A 17,867-nucleotide genomic window follows, 5' to 3' on the forward strand; every position below is an offset into this window, starting at 1 on the left:
ATTAATAAGCAACAAAATTAATGCCGAGCGTGAGTATGTATAGGGAGCTAATAATTAAGGTTGAGACGCAATTTCCCTCAAAATAATTTCTGAAAGTTTCTCTGCCTGTGTGCGTATTTCATTTACGGCGGTGCTTTCCCATAATTCACCTTTTAAGTTGGGCCCCAATGTGTAAAGTCGATCCTGTGGTTTGTTTTCGCGGTCTATTATTTTAAAATTTTCGGTGTTCGTACTTATTCCCAATTTCAGAGCGTCCTGCTTCAAAAGGTCTTTATTTAAACATTGGGTCAAGAAATTTCCCTCCAAGCGAAGGAGGTCTGTTTCTGGTCCAGTACAATTAATCACTCTTGAAACAATTATTTCCTGCTCGGTGGATTTCTTTTTGTCAAAATATCTCACACAAATATGTTCTGGAAATTCGTTCATATTGAGAAGTGTGCCAGATATTATGTGGAGAATGCCGTCATCGCATAATTCTTGAATTTTTTTATGCGAATCCATTGGTATTCGGTGGCGGATACTGCCCCACAGATGTCTGAATCTTCGCATAAAGAGTTGTTTTTCATACTCTGAAAAAGACTGCCAAAACTTTTGCAGATGAGGGCGAAGAGCATCAATGACGGATTCGGGAGGATAACCATTTTTTCGGGCGATTTTTAAATGTTTATTTACAAAACTGAAAAGATTATGAAGCGAGATTTTCTGGGGAAGTTCTTCAATGATTCTTGTATAATTTTCAAGTTCTGTATGCGGTAAAATTCCGAAGCCATTGGGTGATATACTATAAATTTGACCATTGAAATTTTGCTCCCTGAGACCAAAAACGGTATCGACCATAGTTAAACCGTTACCAATAATCAAAACGGGTAAATTTGAATTAAGCCCCTTAACGGAAGAAAGTTTCCAAGGATTTCTGAAATAGTTGTTGCTTTGGTAAAAATCCATATTTCCAATTTGTGGATTTCTGGGCTCATTGTTTCCGGTAGCGAGAATGCAGCAATCAATATTTGCAACGGTTTTGCCGTTGGTTTTTAAAGAAATATGATTGTTTGCAACGGAAAGTTCTGTAACAGTTTCGTCAACGTTTTTTATGATAATCTGCTTTTCGGCAGCAATTTTTATTGCGTTGTTCCAAATAGATTGCAAATAGTCTCCGTAAATTTTTCTTGGTAGGAAAGAATGTGCCACGGTTTGCCTATTTTTTTCGGAAAAATCTCTTCGAAGCATTACCCAATTAACAAAATGATCTGGTTTGCTGGGAAATGCGCTCATTTTTTGAGCCGAAACATTCAGCAAATGAGCATTTGAGTAGGGTTGGTATGCAATTCCACGATTGGGAGATTCGCTATTGTCAAAAATAAATATTTCAACAGCACAATTGGATTTTTCAATAAGATGAACCGCGAGCATGGTACCAGAAAACCCACCACCAACAATGCCTATTTTCTTCATTTTCTTACTAAAATTTTCGCGGATTCTATTCGTAAATAATTTGATATTTGCGGAATCAAAAGTAGTGAAAAGGTTTTCTCTCTAATGTTTAAAATATTTGAAACTTTTGATAAACTATAACAGATATACCTTTTTCAAAAACATTTAACCATCACTTGCAATTTCTTAAGTCAAATTAACAAACATTGCGCTTACATTCGTTTGTATCATTCAAATATTTAAGTATTATGAAAACCAAAGGAAATTCAGAAAAGGAAAAAAATGAAAATGCTCCAAAACCACAAAAGCGTTGGGACGTAAAACCGGGTGAGCGCACAAGCGACCCCAAGGAGCAACAAATTCAGCGTGTTTGGGAAGAGTCCAAAAAAGAACAGCAAGAAAACGCGGCACGACCAGGAATGGACGCCAAGGATATAAAGCAACACGATGAGGATGGAAATCCACGCAAAAAGGAAAAGTGATGAATGTGAAAATCCTTCTATTGGAAAGCTCGTATTATTGATGTATTTGATTTTTTGATTAAAAAATCAAATCAGTAACTTTGGTTTCTAATTTTTGTATGTGAAACTATTATTACATATCATTTTAATGTCGTCCTTATTAGCGTTATCAAGCTGCATCCCAATTCGCATTGCGCCAAAGATTGAAACCGATAAAGTTGTAAAAGGAAAAAAAATTAAAAGGCAATTTCCCAAAAAATATGTTTTCGTTTTTGAGGATCCAAAAGAAGCGGATGAATTTTACAATTATATAAATACGAAATACCAACTGCAGCATTTGGATGTGGAGTTTAATGTCCCGTTTAGTGTAAACGGCGAAGATTTCTTTTTTACTTTTTATGAGACAGAGATTTCTACCAAAACCATTAATTTACTTCCTATGTTTATAGATGCAACATTGGAATCAAATGATGTGGGCCCAATGCTAGAAGACCAATATTTTTATAGAAAAGGAAACTGGTACATTGGCGTTACGGTCTCCAATGATAAATTTGAGGATTGTCTTGCGCCAGAATTTAAATCACGTGAAAATGTCTTGAAATTTCTTCGGAAAATGCGCGTTGAGTATCTAACTACACACAATTACGTGGAAGCACTTTTAAGAAAGTAAAGATTTCCTTTACCTTTAAAGTATTCTTTTGAAATGTTTACGAAATATAGTTCCAAATATTTCGATACTTCACGAGCTGCGAGTATGCTTCCTTAAGAGGAATATTCTCTTCGGAAGAAAGATTTGGATCGGCTTTCAATGTTTGCGAGGCATAACTTCTAGCAATTTTCAAAATCTCTGAATCCTTTACAATATCTGCAATCCGAAGATTCAACACCCCGCTTTGCTGTGTGCCCATTATATCTCCTGGTCCACGAAGTTTTAAATCTACTTCCGCAATCTCAAAGCCGTCACTCGTTCGCACCATAGTTTCAAGTCTCGTTTTTGCATCTGCCGAAAGTTTGTGGCCGGTCATTAATATACAATAGCTTTGTTCTGCGCCCCTACCCACACGGCCGCGTAATTGGTGCAGTTGCGACAACCCGAAACGCTCTGCACTCTCAATGACCATGACGCTTGCGTTTGGAACATTTACGCCCACTTCAATAACTGTGGTCGCTACCATTATTTGCGTTTCACCATTAACAAACCGGCTCATTTCATAATCTTTATCTGCGGGTTTCATTTGGCCGTGCACTATGGATACTTGATAATTGGGGCCCGGACCGTGGGGTGGAAATTCCCGAACAATACTTTCGTAACCATCCATCAAATCTTTGTAATCCATCGTTTCGCTTTCCTGAATTAGCGGATAGACAATGTACACTTGTCTTCCCTTGCTTATTTCATCCTTGATAAACCGAAATACCTTGAGTCTATTTGAGTCAAATCGATGCACTGTTTTAATGTCCTTTCTGCCCGGCGGAAGTTCGTCAATTACGCTAATATCCAAATCTCCATAAACGCTCATCGCGAGGGTGCGGGGAATAGGGGTGGCGGTCATCACCAGAACGTGTGGTGGGTATTCATTTTTATGCCATAATTTACTGCGTTGTGCTACGCCAAATCGATGCTGTTCGTCAACGATTGCCAGCCCTAAATTTTTAAATTTTACCTTGTCCTCAAGCAGGGCATGGGTTCCTATCAAAATGTTTAACTCACCATTTTCAAGCTTTTTATGAATTTCTCTTCTTTTTGAAGTTTTTGTTGAACCAGTAAGTAATTCAATGCTGGTATTCAGTTTTTTACATAATTTGGTAAGACCTTGATAATGCTGAACTGACAAAATTTCAGTTGGAGCCATTAAACAAGCTTGAAAACCGTTGTCAAGTGCTATTAACATTGACATCAACGCTACAATGGTCTTGCCTGAACCCACATCACCCTGCAATAATCGGTTCATCTGGGCATTGCTTCCCAAATCATTCCGAATTTCTTTAATTACGCGCTTCTGTGCTTCTGTTAAATTGAATGGTAAATGTTCCGAAAAAAAAGTGTTGAAATTATGTCCAATTTTCTCGAAAGTATATCCCTTAATTTTGGATTTATGGATCAGATTTTTTCGGATCAATTGCAACTGTATGTAAAATAATTCCTCAAATTTCAATCGATATTGCGCACGTGCCAGGTGCGCATGACTTTTGGGAAAATGAATATTAAAAAGTGCTTCTTTTTTCGAAACCAATTTTAATTCGTTTAAAATCGTTTTCGATAACGATTCTGAAAATGCATTTTTACTTTCAATGAAAAGTTGCTGCATTAAGGAATTTATCACTCTGTTCGTAATACCACTATTCGTTAACTTTTCGGTGGAAGGGTACACGGGCTGCATCGCTGAACGAATGCTTTTTTCGTGCGTTTCAAGCAATTCCATCTCGGGATGTGGCATGCTAAAAGTGTCATTGAAAAAATTCGTTTTCCCGAAAATGACATACGGAACGTTAATTTTTAAATTTTCGCGAATCCATTTTTGCCCTCGGAACCAAACCAATTCCATCGAGCCAGTTTCATCAACGAACGTTGCCACGAGTCGCTTTCCACGTTTTTGTTCAACGGTTTTTATGTGCGTGATTTTTCCTATAATTTGGACTTCGGCATTGGTTTGCTGCAATTGCGCGATTTTATAATACTGCGTCCGATCTAAATATCTATTAGGAAAAAGATTCAGCAAATCCTGAAACGTGTGGATTCCAAGTTCCTTTTTCAGCAAATCTGCCCGATTGGGACCAACGCCTTTCAGGTAATCTATGGGAGTTTGCAGGAAATTGGCATTCATAAAACGAAAATACTAATTCCCACGATTGCGGGAAATCCCATTGCCTGAAAATTTGTAATTTGCTGACTCATAAAAATTGCTCTTCATTAAAATGAATAAATTCCTCATTGCGCTTTTCTTTTCAAGCTTTCCAGTTTTTTCACAACAGACAGATGTGGTGGATTTTCAAAAGATTTCCGCAATTGTAGAGCCTTCTTTTGTTGAAAAAAAAGTGGAAGGAAGCGTGAAAATCGATTTTAAAATGTTGAAAAACGTAGATTCCGTTTTTCTCGATGCGGTAAATTTTGAATTATTTAAGAGTAACGAAAATGGTATTAAAATTTCAGAAAGCGAAAACAAAATATGGTTGGTATCAAATTTTGAAGAAGGCAAAAAATATAGCGTAGATATTTCATATCAAGTTTTTCCAAAGCAAACAGTCTATTTTTTTGAGGATCAAATTTGGACGCAGGGTCAGGGTAAATATACTTCGCATTGGTTGCCAAGCATCGACGATGTAAATGATAAAATTGAATTCGATTTAACCATTTTAGCCCCAAATGAAAAAAAAGTAATTTCCAACGGAAAGCTTTTAAAAATCGCCACCAATGCCGAAGTAAATAGTTGGCAATTTGATATGAAAGAATCTATGTCCAGTTATTTGGTAGCTTTCGCAATCGGCAATTTCGACAAAAAAGAACTCATTTCAAAATCCGGAATTCCAATCGAATTGTATTATAAACCATCAGATTCCCTAAAAGTAGAACCCACGTACCGCTACAGCAAAAAGATTTTCGACTTTTTGGAAACCGAAATCGGTCTGCCTTTTCCGTGGCAAAATTACAAGCAAGCTCCCGTCCGTGATTTCCTTTATGCGGGAATGGAAAATACAACGGCGACCTTTTTTTCTGAAGCGTTTGTGGTGGATTCTACAGGGTTTAATGATAGGAATTATGTAAATGTAAATGCGCACGAGCTGGCCCACCAGTGGTTTGGGAATTTGGTTACCGAGACCGCGAATGAGGACCATTGGCTGCAGGAAGGTTTCGCCACTTATTATGCGTTATTGGCAGAAAAGGAAATTTTTGGCGAAGATTATTTTTATTGGCAACTCTACCAAACCGCCGAGCAATTAAAGGCTGCGAGCGATGATGGCAAAGGCGAATCGCTATTGGATCCAAAAGCGAGTTCGCTTACTTTTTATCAAAAAGGAGCGTGGGCGCTTCATATTTTGCGTGAGAAAATAGGGGATGAAGCATTTAAAGCAGCAATTAAAAATTATTTGGAAGAATACAAATTCAAGAACGTATCTACCCAAGATTTTTTGAATGAAGTTAAAGCCGTTTCACAAATGGAAATTGCGGATTTTGAAAATAATTGGCTAAAACAAAGCGCATTTCAAAGCGAGGAAGCATACCAATCTTTGTTAAAATCGTCATTTATTCAAAAATATTTTGAAATTTCCGCGCTTCGTGGGCTTCCTATTTCAGAAAAAAAAATCCAGTTGAAAACCGCGCTTACTTTTCCGAATGATTTCATTGGGCAGGAAGCTGTTTTTCAATTGGTTGATGAGCCAGTTTCAGAAACGCTTCCCCTCTATAAAAATGCTTTTGAAAGCAACAATCTATACGTGCGGCAAGCGGTAGCGCTTTCACTGCAAACCATTCCGAAGGAACTTCAAAAGGAATATGAGAGCCTTTTGAATGATGAATCGTATGTAACGATGGAAGCGGCATTGTACCAACTTTGGTTGCAGTTTCCAGAAAATAGGGCTGAATATCTAAAAAAAACAAAGGAATTTGAAGGATTTCAGAATAAAAACATTCGGCAATTGTGGCTGGCTTTGGCGCTGCTTACGGATGGATTTGAAAATTCAGAAAAGGAAAAGTATCTGGCTGAATTACAAAATTATGCCTCCACAAAATGGAGTTTTGAAATTCGTGAGAAAGCTTTTGAATTTGTGAATGAACTTCAACTCTGGAACGAGGAATCACTTAAAAACCTTGCGGAAGCTGCGGTGCACCCTACTTGGCGTTTTTCAAAATCTTCCAAGGAAATGTTGAAACAACTACTTCAAAATGAGAATTATTGGCGACAATTTCAGAATCTGAAAACGGAAATTTCACCCGAAGCATCTCGTTATCTAAATAAAATTCTTCAAGAATGAGGGCGTTGGTTATTTCTGGTGGCGGAAGCAAGGGCGCATTTGCTGGAGGCGTAGCGCAATATTTAATGGAGGAGCTGCACCACGACTACAATCTCCTTGTGGGTACTTCTACGGGCAGTTTGCTCATATCGCATCTGGCGCTAAACAAAGTCGAAAAAATTAAAGGCGTTTTTACTTCCGTGAACCAAGACAGCATTTTTAGCAGTAGGCCGTTCACCATTAAAAAAGATAAGTTTGGCGGAAAGCAAATTGGCATTGACCATCTTACGGTGCTAAAAAATTTTATTAGGGGAAAAAAAACATTCGGCGAAAGTTTAAATCTGAAAAAATTGATTGCTGAAACCTTGACCGAAATTGAATTCAACAATTTAAAAGCATCGGGAAAGGACGTTGTGGTTACTGTTTCCAATCTATCGCTCAATCAAGTGGAATACAAGTCTATTAAAGATTTTGAATATAAAGATTTTTGTGATTGGATCTGGATTTCCTCAAATTTTACACCCTTTATGAGTTTGGTTCAAAAAGAGGGTTGCGAGTATGCCGATGGCGGTTTTGGTAGCATGGTGCCAATTGAGGAAGCTATTAACCGTGGAGCTACTACGGTAGATGTAATTGTCTTGGAAACGGAAGTTACGTATTACAACCGTCTTCCTTCAAAAAATGTTTTTTCGCTGCTCACAAATATGCACACCTATATGGCAGATAGAATTGAAAAACAGAATATTAGGATTGGAAAATTTGTAGCCACAAATAAGGATGCTATCATAAATCTGTACTACACTCCCACGGTTTTGACTACCAATTCCCTAATTTTTGATAAAGACGAAATGAGCCAGTGGTGGGAGCGTGGGTTTCAGTACGCCCAATTGAAAAACAACGAGGTAAACGAAATAAAAGCGCAGGAATCTTAAAAAAGTTCACTTACTTCCTTTTTCACGTAGGTCAATGCCTTTTGTGAAGGAGAAATTTCCTCCATAAAACTTTGCAATAAATATTGGCGCATTTTGTCCACATTTCCATCTTTCTCGTGCATAACCCCTTGCCTAATTACGTGAATGGTAGCATTTTTGGCAGCATTTACAAGGTTCCAGCATTCCGGCGTAAGATAAATTTGCTGGGTAAGATTGTGTTCGTATTCCTGCTCAATATTTTTTACCAAAAGATTTTCGTAAACCTCAATTTTATCGCTGAAAGGTTTTACGCGAACCAAGAGACTGTTGAGGTCTATACGTTCCAGAAAAAGGGTAATTCTTTCATAAGCCTGTAAGCGCAAAGGCAAAATCTGCTTCTGTGCTTCTTTTTGGATTAGATACCTTCTACGTCCCTCTTCATTTTTTGTGTGGCTGCTGAAAAAATAATAGGCAACGACTCCTACTACAATCGCTGGCAATAAATAGGCAAAATAACTTAGAACTTGGGTTGCTTCTTCCATTTTAATTAAGATATAAAGTTCACAAACTTAAACTGTTTTTTTAATGGCGACAAAATTTTTTCTGAAACGCCAAGTTCATAAACGCTCAATAGCGAACCATATTTTCCCTTTTCATTGCCTTTACTTCTTTTTTGGCTTCCTTTTCGTGATAATTTCCGCCCAAATGTGGACATTTTGATAGCGCTTTTACACTTTCAAAAGGAACCGGGGATTTATTATACATAAAAGATTCAGACATTTTTTTGATGAGATTTTTGTCGCCTACCGTCATATCCACATCGTCCATCGTAAATTGGCAGGGGTGTTCATAGCCACAGGCGTGGGTCATTTCCAACAATTCCTTTCTGAAATTTTTGAAATAAAAATGCGCCCGCACAGATTTATCCTGAATATCAATTCCGCGCTGAAGCCATTTATTTTGTGTAGCCACGCCACTGGGACAGCGATTGGTATGGCACTCTTGCGCTTGAATACAGCCAATGGACAACATAGCCTCACGCGCAACATTTACAAGATCTGCGCCCATGGCAAAAGCCATCACCGTCTTCGCGGGAAAGCCCAATTTTCCACTACCAATGAATACAATATGTTCGCACAAATCATGTTTTTTGAAGATTTTATAGATTTCAGCAAAACCAAAAATCCACGGTAACGAAACGTGATCCGCAAAACTAGGTGGCGATGCGCCGGTGCCTCCTTCGCCACCGTCAATGGTGATAAAGTCTGGTCCCTTACCGGTCTCTTTCATGATTTTGGCGAGCTGCTCCCATTCTCCCAAGCGGCCAACTGCAGATTTTATTCCCACGGGCAAACCTGTAGCTTGCGCTATTTTTTCAACAAATTGCACTAGACCATCCACGCCTTCAAAAGCCGAATGGCTTGGGGGCGAAAGCACATCTTTGCCCATAGGTACGTGGCGTATTTCTGAAATTTCCTTTGTTATTTTTGCTCCCGGAAGCACACCACCTTTCCCTGGTTTTGCACCTTGTGAGATTTTAACTTCAATCGCGCGTATTTGAGGATAATCATTTACAAGTTTTACCAATTTTTCCAAAGAAAACTCACCATTGTCATCACGGACGCCAAAATAACCTGTCCCAAAATGAAACATGACATCAGCTCCCGTTTTATGATATGGAGAAAGTCCGCCCTCGCCCGTATTGTGGTAACAGTACGCAAGCTCCGCACCTCGGTTCAATGATTCAACTGCTCGCGCGGAAAGGGATCCAAAACTCATCGCCGAGATATTGATTACCGAAGCGGGACGATAGGGCCTGCGCCTTTTGTGGTAACCGCCCATAAGCTTTGCACAGGGGACAAAATATGGATTTTTATAATTTGGATTATCTTTTTCAACCTTAAAAGGAAGAAGGGAATTATTTATGAAAATATAATTGGGTTCATAAATATCCCGGTCTGTGCCGAAACCTTCATAATTATTGGCATTTTTGGCGGAAGCATAAATCCATCCACGCTCAATTCTGTTGAAAGGAAGCTCTTCGCGATTGTTGGCAACAATATATTGCCGTAACTCCGGCCCAATGCTCTCAAGCATATACCGAATATGCCCTATGACGGGGAAATTATGGCTGATGGTGTGATGTTTGTTGAAAAATACGTCTCGAATGGCAATTAAAAGAAGAACGAAAAGAATCCACGCCCACCAAGGGATTTGGGACAGGAAATCAAGAAATGAATCCATAGAATGTTTTTTATAAAGGTATTTAAAAATTTATAGTTTTCATTTAAGTTTATTTTTCCATTTAGATGGAATAACAATAATTAGGGATATTAATTTTTAAAATATATCTTCAAATTTTATTGGGTATTTATCAAGAACCATTTCCTTGCTGTTAATTAAATATTGATTATCAATTCGTATGGATGTAACTATTTTTAAAAATGTATTAAATTTCTCTACACTATTATAATTTATCGTTTTAAATGTGATATCATAAATTTTATCAGATTTTTCAGTGAAAATTATGTAATATATTATTTCTTTATCATTAATTTCTTCATATAATTTCAGGAAATATACTTCCTTTGAACTTAACTCTAATTTGTACAAATCATAACCTTTATAGCTTCTTAAATTTTCCCTTAATCTGGCATAAATTAATTTCATGAAAGATTTTAGATTGTTTATTTTTCCTGACTTTGAATGATTTAATACAACAAAAAATTCATCCAATTCATTTTTTGCAAAAAAAAGTTCTTTTTCTTTCAATGGTTGAAGTTTCCAATCTTTTGGATATCCAATCAAAATTTTAGCTCCATTATAATTTTTAAAATTATTTTGATTTTGAGTACTCTCTTCTTTATTTTCAAAATCATTTTTTGGAATATTATTACAACAAATAATCATTAAGGCACCTAAAAAATATAATATTGAATTTTTCATTTTTTTTCTTTATATATTCAACAGAATTCTAATTTACAATTTCAAAATAAATATTTAAGTTTCAAATTTGGAACAATCTTTTGTTTATAATTTCCCCGAAAACCCTTCCCAAAAAAGTTTCATATTGGTTATTTTCACAGCTTGAAGAAAATGAAGTTTTGGAAGAATATTTAGAACAACTTAATGACGCACAGCGAGCGCCAGTGCTGCAAAAGAACGGTGCTATGATTGTTATTGCGGGAGCCGGTTCGGGGAAAACACGGGTGCTTACTTTTCGCATTGCGTATTTGATGAGCCAGGGCGTGGATGCGTTCAATATTTTGGCGCTAACGTTTACCAACAAAGCTGCGCGCGAGATGAAAAACCGAATTTCAAAAATTGTCGGTGCCAGTGAGGCCAAAAATCTTTGGATGGGAACCTTCCACAGTATTTTCGCGAAAATACTTCGGTTTGAGGCAGATAAACTGGGCTATCCTTCCAACTTCACTATTTATGACACGCAGGATTCGCAAAGCGTAATTCGTGCCGTTATCAAGGAAATGAACCTCGATAAAGATGTATATAAATACAAGCAGGTCTACTCCCGAATTTCTTCGTACAAAAATAGCCTTATTACCGTAAAAGCATATTTCAACAATCCCGAATTAATGGAAGCCGATGCCATGGCGAAAATGCCACGTTTGGGCGATATTTACAAAGCCTATGTAGATAAATGCTTTAAAGCAGGCGCGATGGATTTTGACGATCTTTTGCTGAAAACAAATGAGCTGCTAACGAGGTTTCCGGATGTTTTGGCGAAATATCAAAATCGGTTTCGCTATATTTTGGTGGATGAGTACCAAGATACCAACCATAGCCAGTATTTGATTGTTCGCGCACTTTCAGATAAATTTCAGAATATATGCGTTGTGGGCGATGATGCGCAGAGTATTTATGCTTTCCGCGGAGCGAATATCAATAATATCCTGAATTTTCAAAAGGATTATGATGAAGTAAAAGTCTTTCGGCTTGAGCAGAATTATCGTTCCACAAAAAACATAGTGAATGCCGCCAACAACATCATCGAAAAGAATAAAACAAGGCTGGAAAAAGTGGTGTGGACCGCAAATGATGAAGGCAAAAAAATTCTTGTAAACAGAACTATGACCGATGGTGATGAAGGTCGATTTGTTGCAAGTTCCATTTTTGAAAATAAAATGAACCATCAATTGAGCGATGGTGATTTTGCGATTTTATACCGAACCAATGCGCAAAGTCGCGCGATAGAGGATGCCCTTCGGAAAAAGGATATTCCTTACAGAATCTACGGTGGGCTCAGTTTTTATCAGCGAAAGGAAATAAAGGATGTGTTGGCGTATTTACGCTTGGTCTTAAATCCTAAAGATGAAGAAGCATTAAAACGCGTAATTAATTATCCCTCAAGAGGTATTGGTGAAACAACTATTGAACGTTTGATTGTTGCCGCTAATCATTATAACCGATCCATTTTTGAGGTGATGAAAAACATCGAAAAAATTGATTTGAAAATCAATTCCGGAACGAAGGCAAAACTGCAGGATTTTGTGACGATGATCGAAAGTTTTCAGGTGTTGAATAATGGTTACGATGCGTTTCAAATTTCAGAACATGTTACCAAAAAGACAGGTTTGCTACAAGAACTCAAAAAAGACGGTACTCCCGAAGGCATTGCCCGAATTGAAAATATTGAGGAATTGCTGAACGGGATGCGCGATTTTGTGGAAGAACAAAAAGAAATTGCCGATGCCACCGGTTCACTTTCTGAATTTATGGAAGATGTAGCGCTCGCCACGGATTTGGATAACGACAAAGGCGATGGCGATCGCGTGGCGCTGATGACGGTTCATTTGGCAAAAGGTCTTGAATTTCCGTACGTGTATATTGTTGGGATGGAGGAAGACCTTTTCCCCAGCGGAATGAGTATGAATACGCGCAGCGAACTGGAAGAGGAGCGCCGCTTGTTTTATGTTGCCTTGACCCGCGCAGAGAAACAAGCGTATTTAACCTACACACAGTCCCGTTACCGTTGGGGAAAATTGATTGATGCTGAACCCAGTAGATTTATTGGGGAAATAGACGAAAGTTTTTTGGAATACCTCACACCAATCACGGAGAATAGATACAAACCGCTATTGAATGCTGATATTTTTGATGAAGTGGACCACAGTAAATTACGTTTGCGCAAACCTGTTGCGGGAACTGCGCCAAAAGGCCCCACAGAAGAGCAATTGCGAAAACTAAGAAGGTTAAAGCCGGTTACCAGTGAAGCCGATAAAAATTTCAGTGCAAAGGATGCAAACCTCGATGTAGGTACGATGGTAGAGCACGTGCGCTTTGGGAAGGGAAAGATTTTAATGATTGAAGGCGTGGGAGCCGATACAAAAGCTGAAATTGACTTTGAAAATGGCGGAATCAAAAAACTATTGCTTCGCTTCGCAAAATTGAAGGTGCTTTCATAATTCCGTATTGACTTCTAAATAAGAATTTATATATGAGCTAATCTGGTTTTGAACATCCAGATAATCTGCTTGGCTCCAATTATCTCCATGGCCACCCTCATATACTGAAAAATTATGTTCAATATTGGCATTTGTCAAAGCCGTATTCAATCTTTCTCCATTTGTCAATGGCACCAATGGGTCTGCATTTCCATAAAATAAAAGGGTAGGGCTTGTTGTATTTGAAATTTGTAGCGCTGGACTTACTGCCACCGCATAGTCTGTATTAGTAGGATAAGCGCTTTCATCCACGAGCGCGCTCAACAGAAAACCAAAATTCGGATTTTCCGAATAATAGGGATCGGTAAAATCAGTTGGGCCCACAATATCTACTACCATTTTCACTTTGTCATCTTCATCGTAAACAGAGTCGTACATCAACGAAAGATGAGCGCCTGCACTCGCACCAATCAAAGCAAATTCAGGATTTATTTGAAGTTCGACCCTTTCATTAAAAAGTTTTGAAATAACTGCTTGTATATCTTCAAATTGATTTGGAAAAGCGGGCGTTTGAAGATTGGCCAAAATATAATTCATATTCACAATGGCATGGTTGGGGTGACTACTCTTCAAAAATGGAATAATATAGTCCATATCTGCCTTATCGCCTTCAGTCCAGCCACCACCGTGTACCAAAATAATTACCTTAGTATATTCTGTACTTCGGTTTGCTGGTAAGTACAGGTCATACCGCTGTTGATCGTTATCGCCGTAAGGCACATCCATAAAGGTTTCAGCGGCCAGCGGTAATTCAGGGCCATCGTTATTTTCTGATGAATCTGAGGAACAGGAAGTATTCAGAAAAAATATTCCGAAGAAAATATAGAATAAAAGCATATGTTTCATAAGAAGGTTTTAGATAGGGATTAACGGAAATAATTCGGTTTTATGTTAAGGATTAGTTATTGAATAGAAGTTTTTGGAAAATTCATTTAATTTTAATTACACTAAAATAGTTTTTAATGATACGCAAAGGTTCAAAAGTAAGTTGGAAATGGGGCGATGGAACCGCCCAGGGCAAAGTTATCAAAACCTATACCGAAGAAGTTTCAAAAACAATAAAAGGCAATAAAGTTACCCGAAAGGGCGAGAAAGGAAATCGCGCGCTGTATATTGAACAGGAAGATGGCGATAAGGTTCTGAAGCTTGAAGATGAAGTAAAACATATTAAAAAATAGTACATCATGGCCGAATTTATTAGGATATACGAAGAAAACCCAAATCCAAAAGAAATAAAAAAAGTGGTGGAAATTCTACGGGATGGAGGCGTTATAATATATCCCAGTGATACGGTTTATGCATTGGGCTGCGACATCAATAACAATAGGGCTTTGGAACGAGTGGCGCAATTGCGGGGAGTTAAGCTTGAAAAAGCGAATTTTTCATTCGTGTGTGAAGACCTTAGCAATTTAAGCGATTATGTTAAGCAGATTGATTCGCCTACTTTTAAAATCTTAAAGCGGGCGCTGCCGGGTCCTTATACTTTTATTCTTCCGGGCAACAACAATCTTCCCACTGTTTTTAAAAAGAAGAAAGAAGTAGGTATACGCGTTCCGGACAATAGTATTACCAAAGCTATTGTGCATGAACTTGGAAATCCAATTGTGTCAACGTCAATAAAAGATGAGGATGAGGTTATTGAATATACCACAGACCCCGAGCTTATTTTAGAAAAATGGGATAATTTGGTAGACCTCGTAATTGACGGTGGTTATGGGGGAAATATTCCATCAACGGTAATTGATTTAACTGGCCCTGAACCTTTGGTAGTAAGGGAAGGGAAGGGAAGTTTGGAGATTTGAAATTTCTATTTTGAATTTTTTTTCTGAAAATCTGAGAGGAGCAATCTCGCGGTTTTGTTCATTTTATTTCTGAAAAATACAGTCCATCCCACCAAAAAGCCTTTCGCCCCAAATGCCTGTCTTGACCAGCGATACAGGCTAAATTTATCAACGTGGTTTATTATTTTCCCGTCCTTAAATTTGAAAGTTGCATTGATAATATTGTGAACTTTTTTACCTGTTTTTGAAAAAGTATAATATGCCTCCCATCGTGCTTTTCCGGCTTCAGGAGTGTATTCTATATTTGAAGTTTCAATCTTGAAGTCCTTTCCTTGCTGGGTTTGGCACAGCATCCGCCACATGTTTTTGGCTTCCTCGCCCCGAAGTACGCCAAAAACCGGATCCTCAAAAGTAACATCGTCGTGGTACCATTCCAGCATTCGTTCGGCATCCAGATTTTCAAAGGCGTGATAAAATTTTTCAATAATGTTATCTTCTGAAAATATCTGGGGTGCCACGTTTATTCCTGTTTTAGTAAATGCTGCAAACCGCGGTAAATGTTTTCTTCCAAAATATCAATTTCTCCATCCTGCAAAAACAGCTTTTTAATATTTTGGAACAATCTATCAATTTCATCTTTGGAATAATCAAAGCGTTCTATGCCAGCTTGTATTTTTTGAATTCTTTGGTAATCGTTATCACGGTCAAATTCCCTATGGACCGATTTATATTTTTCATCGCCCACTTTTTGCTTTATAAAGTCCTTTTCCGCTTTCGTTTCGGTAAAATTTGCGTATGCACAGTATAAAAGTATGTAGGCCTTCAATTCTTCGCGGGACCAGTTGGTAGTGAATTCTTCCATTTTTTTTGTGAAATTAATTGCTAACTAATATACAAAAGGATTTTAGAATTATAGCTTAAAAATAGGCGTCAAATCTGTGATTATAAATGAAATCTAGATATGATTTTGCCTCTATTTTTTGAAATTATTCCGAAGTATTCAAATATTCCAATTTTTTAAAGAATTGTTCGGCTTCATTTCTATCGTGTCTGTAATCCAAAAGGGCATTCTCAAAACTTCCATACGTTGGGTTTGGCAAAATTATCCAGTTTTTTCCCCAGTTTTTCATTTGTTCTTCTGCGAGTTGCTTCCGTTGTACGGGATTTTCCTTTCCCAAAAACACAAAATCATTATAATCATCGCCCACTAAAAGTATGATTCTGTATTTTTCTGAAATTAATTTTCTTCGTGATGTCTTGTCTGAAGTCCATTCAGGTTTTTCATTTTTTAAAAGAATATTTTCAGCTAAGATATTTGGATCAATTTCTTTTTGTAGATTTTCCAAAGTTGGATCTTTAAGTTCCCTGTTTGAAACATAAAATACGGTAATACCATTCTCTTTAGCCGTTTCCACAAAATCTTTTGCACCGGAGATGGGTTTCGCCTTTTTTTCGTTTACCCAACTTTTCCAAGCAGTATCAGTATAACCGGCACCATTTTTTATGGAGCGCGCCTCAAAAGGGGAGTTGTCCAGAATGGTTTCATCTACGTCCACGATTACCGCTGGAGGAAGATTTATAAAATTTTCTGACTGCTCCAACGCAGCGGAAATTGATTTATCATTCAGGTTTTCAAGCATTTGTGTCGTGGCGAGTTTGTATATCTGTTCGCAAAGCATTTTATATTCAACGGAAGTCTGCATCCAGAGCGTGGCATTTAGATTTTCGTGGGAATGTAAACTGGAGTTCGCCTTTTCTTTCGTTGTACCACAACTAGCAAGGAAAAAAATGGCAATGAATAAACTGTATAAAATGGATTTCATTTTGAGTTGTTTAAAAATGATTTTTAAAGTAAAATTAGAATTCAAAAATAAAAAACCCGACACTGGGCCGGGTTCTTTCAAATTTATAATTGGTTACTATCCTTGCGTCTCAAGGTTTTTCATTTCCTTCTCGATCATGTCATAGAACTGATCAATTTTTGGAAGAACCAAAATACGAGTACGTCTGTTTATAGCTCTATTTTCAGCAGTAGTGTTTGGTACTAAAGGCACATATTCTGAGCGTCCAGCGGCAACCAATCTTGATGGAGCCACGCCAAGGTCTTGCAATTCTCTTACAATGGCAGTCGCTCTTTTCACACTAAGATCCCAGTTGTCAAGAAGTTCGCCTCTTTTACCGAATGGAACATTATCTGTATGTCCTTCAACCATTGCTTCAAAATCTGGCTTGCCGTTGATTACTTTAGCAACTTTTCCAAGAATTTCGGTCGCTCTGGAAGAAATTTGATAGCTTCCGCTCTTGAAGATTACTTTGTCTGAAAGTGAAATGTAAACCACACCTTTTTCAACGTTTACTTCGATGTCTGGATCATTTACGCCCACTTCTCTTTTTAGGCTGGTAACCAATGCAAGGGTAACACTATCCTTTTTGGTCAAAGCATCCTGCAAACGTGAAATTTTAAGATCTTTTTCTTTAAGGCTTTCCAAGGATTTTTCAAGATTTGTAGCTCCTTTTGAAGTTAACATGGTAAGCTCTTTTGAACTTTGAATCAAATCTGCATTCGTCTTTTTCATGTCCGCAAGACGTTCCTCAAGCTCTTTTGCACGAGCTGTGGAAGCCGCTCTTTCAGCTAAACAGTCATTAAGTTTTACAGTTGCCGTATTCAATAAATCCTGTGTTTCCTTTTGTTGGGCTTCCAATTCAGCATATTTCTTTTTAGAAACACAAGATGTGAAAGCCACGCTTGAACACACCGCTAAAATCAATAGTTTTTTCATAATTTTTTGAGTTATTTGAATGTTAATATGATTAGGTCTGCTTTAAAAATTAAAAACCAAAATTATTAAAATGAGCTACAGGCAAAAAACG

The 17,867-nt window shown here is 37.7% G+C and carries 17 protein-coding genes; 7 read left to right on the forward strand and 10 right to left on the reverse strand.

Annotated elements, in window-relative coordinates:
• Positions 1-54: 54 nt before the first annotated feature.
• Complete coding sequence (locus KIV10_RS10030) at positions 55-1,452, reverse strand: FAD/NAD(P)-binding protein (protein ID WP_214113378.1); 1,398 nt, start codon at positions 1,450-1,452, stop codon at positions 55-57.
• A 227-nt stretch (positions 1,453-1,679) separates the two neighbouring features.
• Between KIV10_RS10030 and KIV10_RS10035 the strand changes: the two genes are divergently transcribed.
• Together KIV10_RS10035 and KIV10_RS10040 are read left to right on the forward strand one after the other, a co-directional pair.
• Positions 1,680-1,913 (forward strand): hypothetical protein, encoded by a 234-nt coding sequence (locus KIV10_RS10035; protein ID WP_214113379.1) that lies wholly within the window; start codon positions 1,680-1,682, stop codon positions 1,911-1,913.
• A 100-nt stretch (positions 1,914-2,013) separates the two neighbouring features.
• Positions 2,014-2,562, forward strand: a complete 549-nt coding sequence (locus tag KIV10_RS10040) for a hypothetical protein (RefSeq protein ID WP_214113380.1) — start codon at positions 2,014-2,016, stop codon at positions 2,560-2,562.
• A gap of 37 nt (positions 2,563-2,599) precedes the next feature.
• Here the strand turns inward: KIV10_RS10040 and recG are convergent, their stop codons facing one another.
• Positions 2,600-4,717: an ATP-dependent DNA helicase RecG gene (gene recG / locus KIV10_RS10045; RefSeq protein WP_214113381.1), complete on the reverse strand. Its 2,118-nt coding sequence runs from the start codon at positions 4,715-4,717 to the stop codon at positions 2,600-2,602.
• Between the two features lie 91 nt (positions 4,718-4,808).
• Between recG and KIV10_RS10050 the strand changes: the two genes are divergently transcribed.
• On the forward strand, positions 4,809-6,863 hold the full coding sequence (locus KIV10_RS10050; RefSeq protein ID WP_214113382.1) for a M1 family metallopeptidase: 2,055 nt from the start codon (positions 4,809-4,811) through the stop codon (positions 6,861-6,863).
• Positions 6,860-7,774, forward strand: a complete 915-nt coding sequence (locus KIV10_RS10055; protein WP_214113383.1) for a patatin-like phospholipase family protein — start codon at positions 6,860-6,862, stop codon at positions 7,772-7,774. Before KIV10_RS10050 ends, KIV10_RS10055 begins: the two co-directional genes overlap by 4 nt.
• Here KIV10_RS10055 and KIV10_RS10060 read toward each other — a convergent pair.
• The 3 genes from KIV10_RS10060 to KIV10_RS10070 form a co-directional block, all read right to left on the reverse strand.
• The gene (locus KIV10_RS10060) at positions 7,771-8,295 is read right to left on the reverse strand and encodes a DUF7935 family protein (protein WP_214113384.1); all 525 of its coding nucleotides are present in this window, start codon (positions 8,293-8,295) and stop codon (positions 7,771-7,773) included. The two genes, KIV10_RS10055 and KIV10_RS10060, sit on opposite strands and share 4 nt — an antisense overlap.
• 85 nt (positions 8,296-8,380) lie before the next feature.
• Positions 8,381-9,997, reverse strand: coding sequence for an FMN-binding glutamate synthase family protein (locus KIV10_RS10065; RefSeq protein ID WP_214113385.1), 1,617 nt, complete (start codon positions 9,995-9,997; stop codon positions 8,381-8,383).
• A 96-nt stretch (positions 9,998-10,093) separates the two neighbouring features.
• Positions 10,094-10,699, reverse strand: a complete 606-nt coding sequence (locus KIV10_RS10070) for a hypothetical protein (protein ID WP_214113386.1) — start codon at positions 10,697-10,699, stop codon at positions 10,094-10,096.
• Positions 10,700-10,857: 158 nt separating this feature from the next.
• On the opposite strand from KIV10_RS10070, the gene KIV10_RS10075 reads away from it, so the two are divergent.
• Positions 10,858-13,176, forward strand: a complete 2,319-nt coding sequence (locus KIV10_RS10075) for an ATP-dependent helicase (RefSeq protein WP_214113795.1) — start codon at positions 10,858-10,860, stop codon at positions 13,174-13,176.
• Here the strand turns inward: KIV10_RS10075 and KIV10_RS10080 are convergent.
• Positions 13,171-14,061: an alpha/beta hydrolase gene (locus KIV10_RS10080; protein WP_214113387.1), complete on the reverse strand. Its 891-nt coding sequence runs from the start codon at positions 14,059-14,061 to the stop codon at positions 13,171-13,173. The genes KIV10_RS10075 and KIV10_RS10080 overlap by 6 nt on opposite strands.
• Positions 14,062-14,177: 116 nt before the next feature.
• On the opposite strand from KIV10_RS10080, the gene KIV10_RS10085 reads away from it, so the two are divergent.
• Both KIV10_RS10085 and KIV10_RS10090 read left to right on the forward strand, forming a co-directional pair.
• Positions 14,178-14,393 (forward strand): hypervirulence associated TUDOR domain-containing protein, encoded by a 216-nt coding sequence (locus KIV10_RS10085; protein ID WP_214113388.1) that lies wholly within the window; start codon positions 14,178-14,180, stop codon positions 14,391-14,393.
• Between the two features lie 6 nt (positions 14,394-14,399).
• Entirely contained in the window at positions 14,400-15,017 is a 618-nt protein-coding gene (locus KIV10_RS10090) for an L-threonylcarbamoyladenylate synthase (protein WP_214113389.1), read from the forward strand.
• A 5-nt stretch (positions 15,018-15,022) separates the two neighbouring features.
• Here the strand turns inward: KIV10_RS10090 and KIV10_RS10095 are convergent, their stop codons facing one another.
• The 4 genes from KIV10_RS10095 to KIV10_RS10110 all read right to left on the reverse strand — a co-directional run bounded on the left by KIV10_RS10095 (position 15,023) and on the right by KIV10_RS10110 (position 17,776).
• A complete protein-coding gene (locus tag KIV10_RS10095; protein WP_317194721.1) occupies positions 15,023-15,514 on the reverse strand; it encodes a nuclear transport factor 2 family protein in 492 nt (163 codons plus the stop codon).
• A gap of 2 nt (positions 15,515-15,516) precedes the next feature.
• Positions 15,517-15,858: a hypothetical protein gene (locus KIV10_RS10100; protein ID WP_214113390.1), complete on the reverse strand. Its 342-nt coding sequence runs from the start codon at positions 15,856-15,858 to the stop codon at positions 15,517-15,519.
• Between the two features lie 124 nt (positions 15,859-15,982).
• Positions 15,983-16,819, reverse strand: a complete 837-nt coding sequence (locus KIV10_RS10105; RefSeq protein WP_214113391.1) for a 5'-nucleotidase, lipoprotein e(P4) family — start codon at positions 16,817-16,819, stop codon at positions 15,983-15,985.
• Between the two features lie 96 nt (positions 16,820-16,915).
• Positions 16,916-17,776: an OmpA family protein gene (locus KIV10_RS10110; RefSeq protein WP_214113392.1), complete on the reverse strand. Its 861-nt coding sequence runs from the start codon at positions 17,774-17,776 to the stop codon at positions 16,916-16,918.
• Positions 17,777-17,867: the final 91 nt, after the last annotated feature.

Origin of the sequence: Aequorivita echinoideorum (assembly GCF_018476645.1) — a bacterium.
Taxonomy (GTDB): Bacteria; Bacteroidota; Bacteroidia; order Flavobacteriales; family Flavobacteriaceae; genus Aequorivita; species Aequorivita echinoideorum.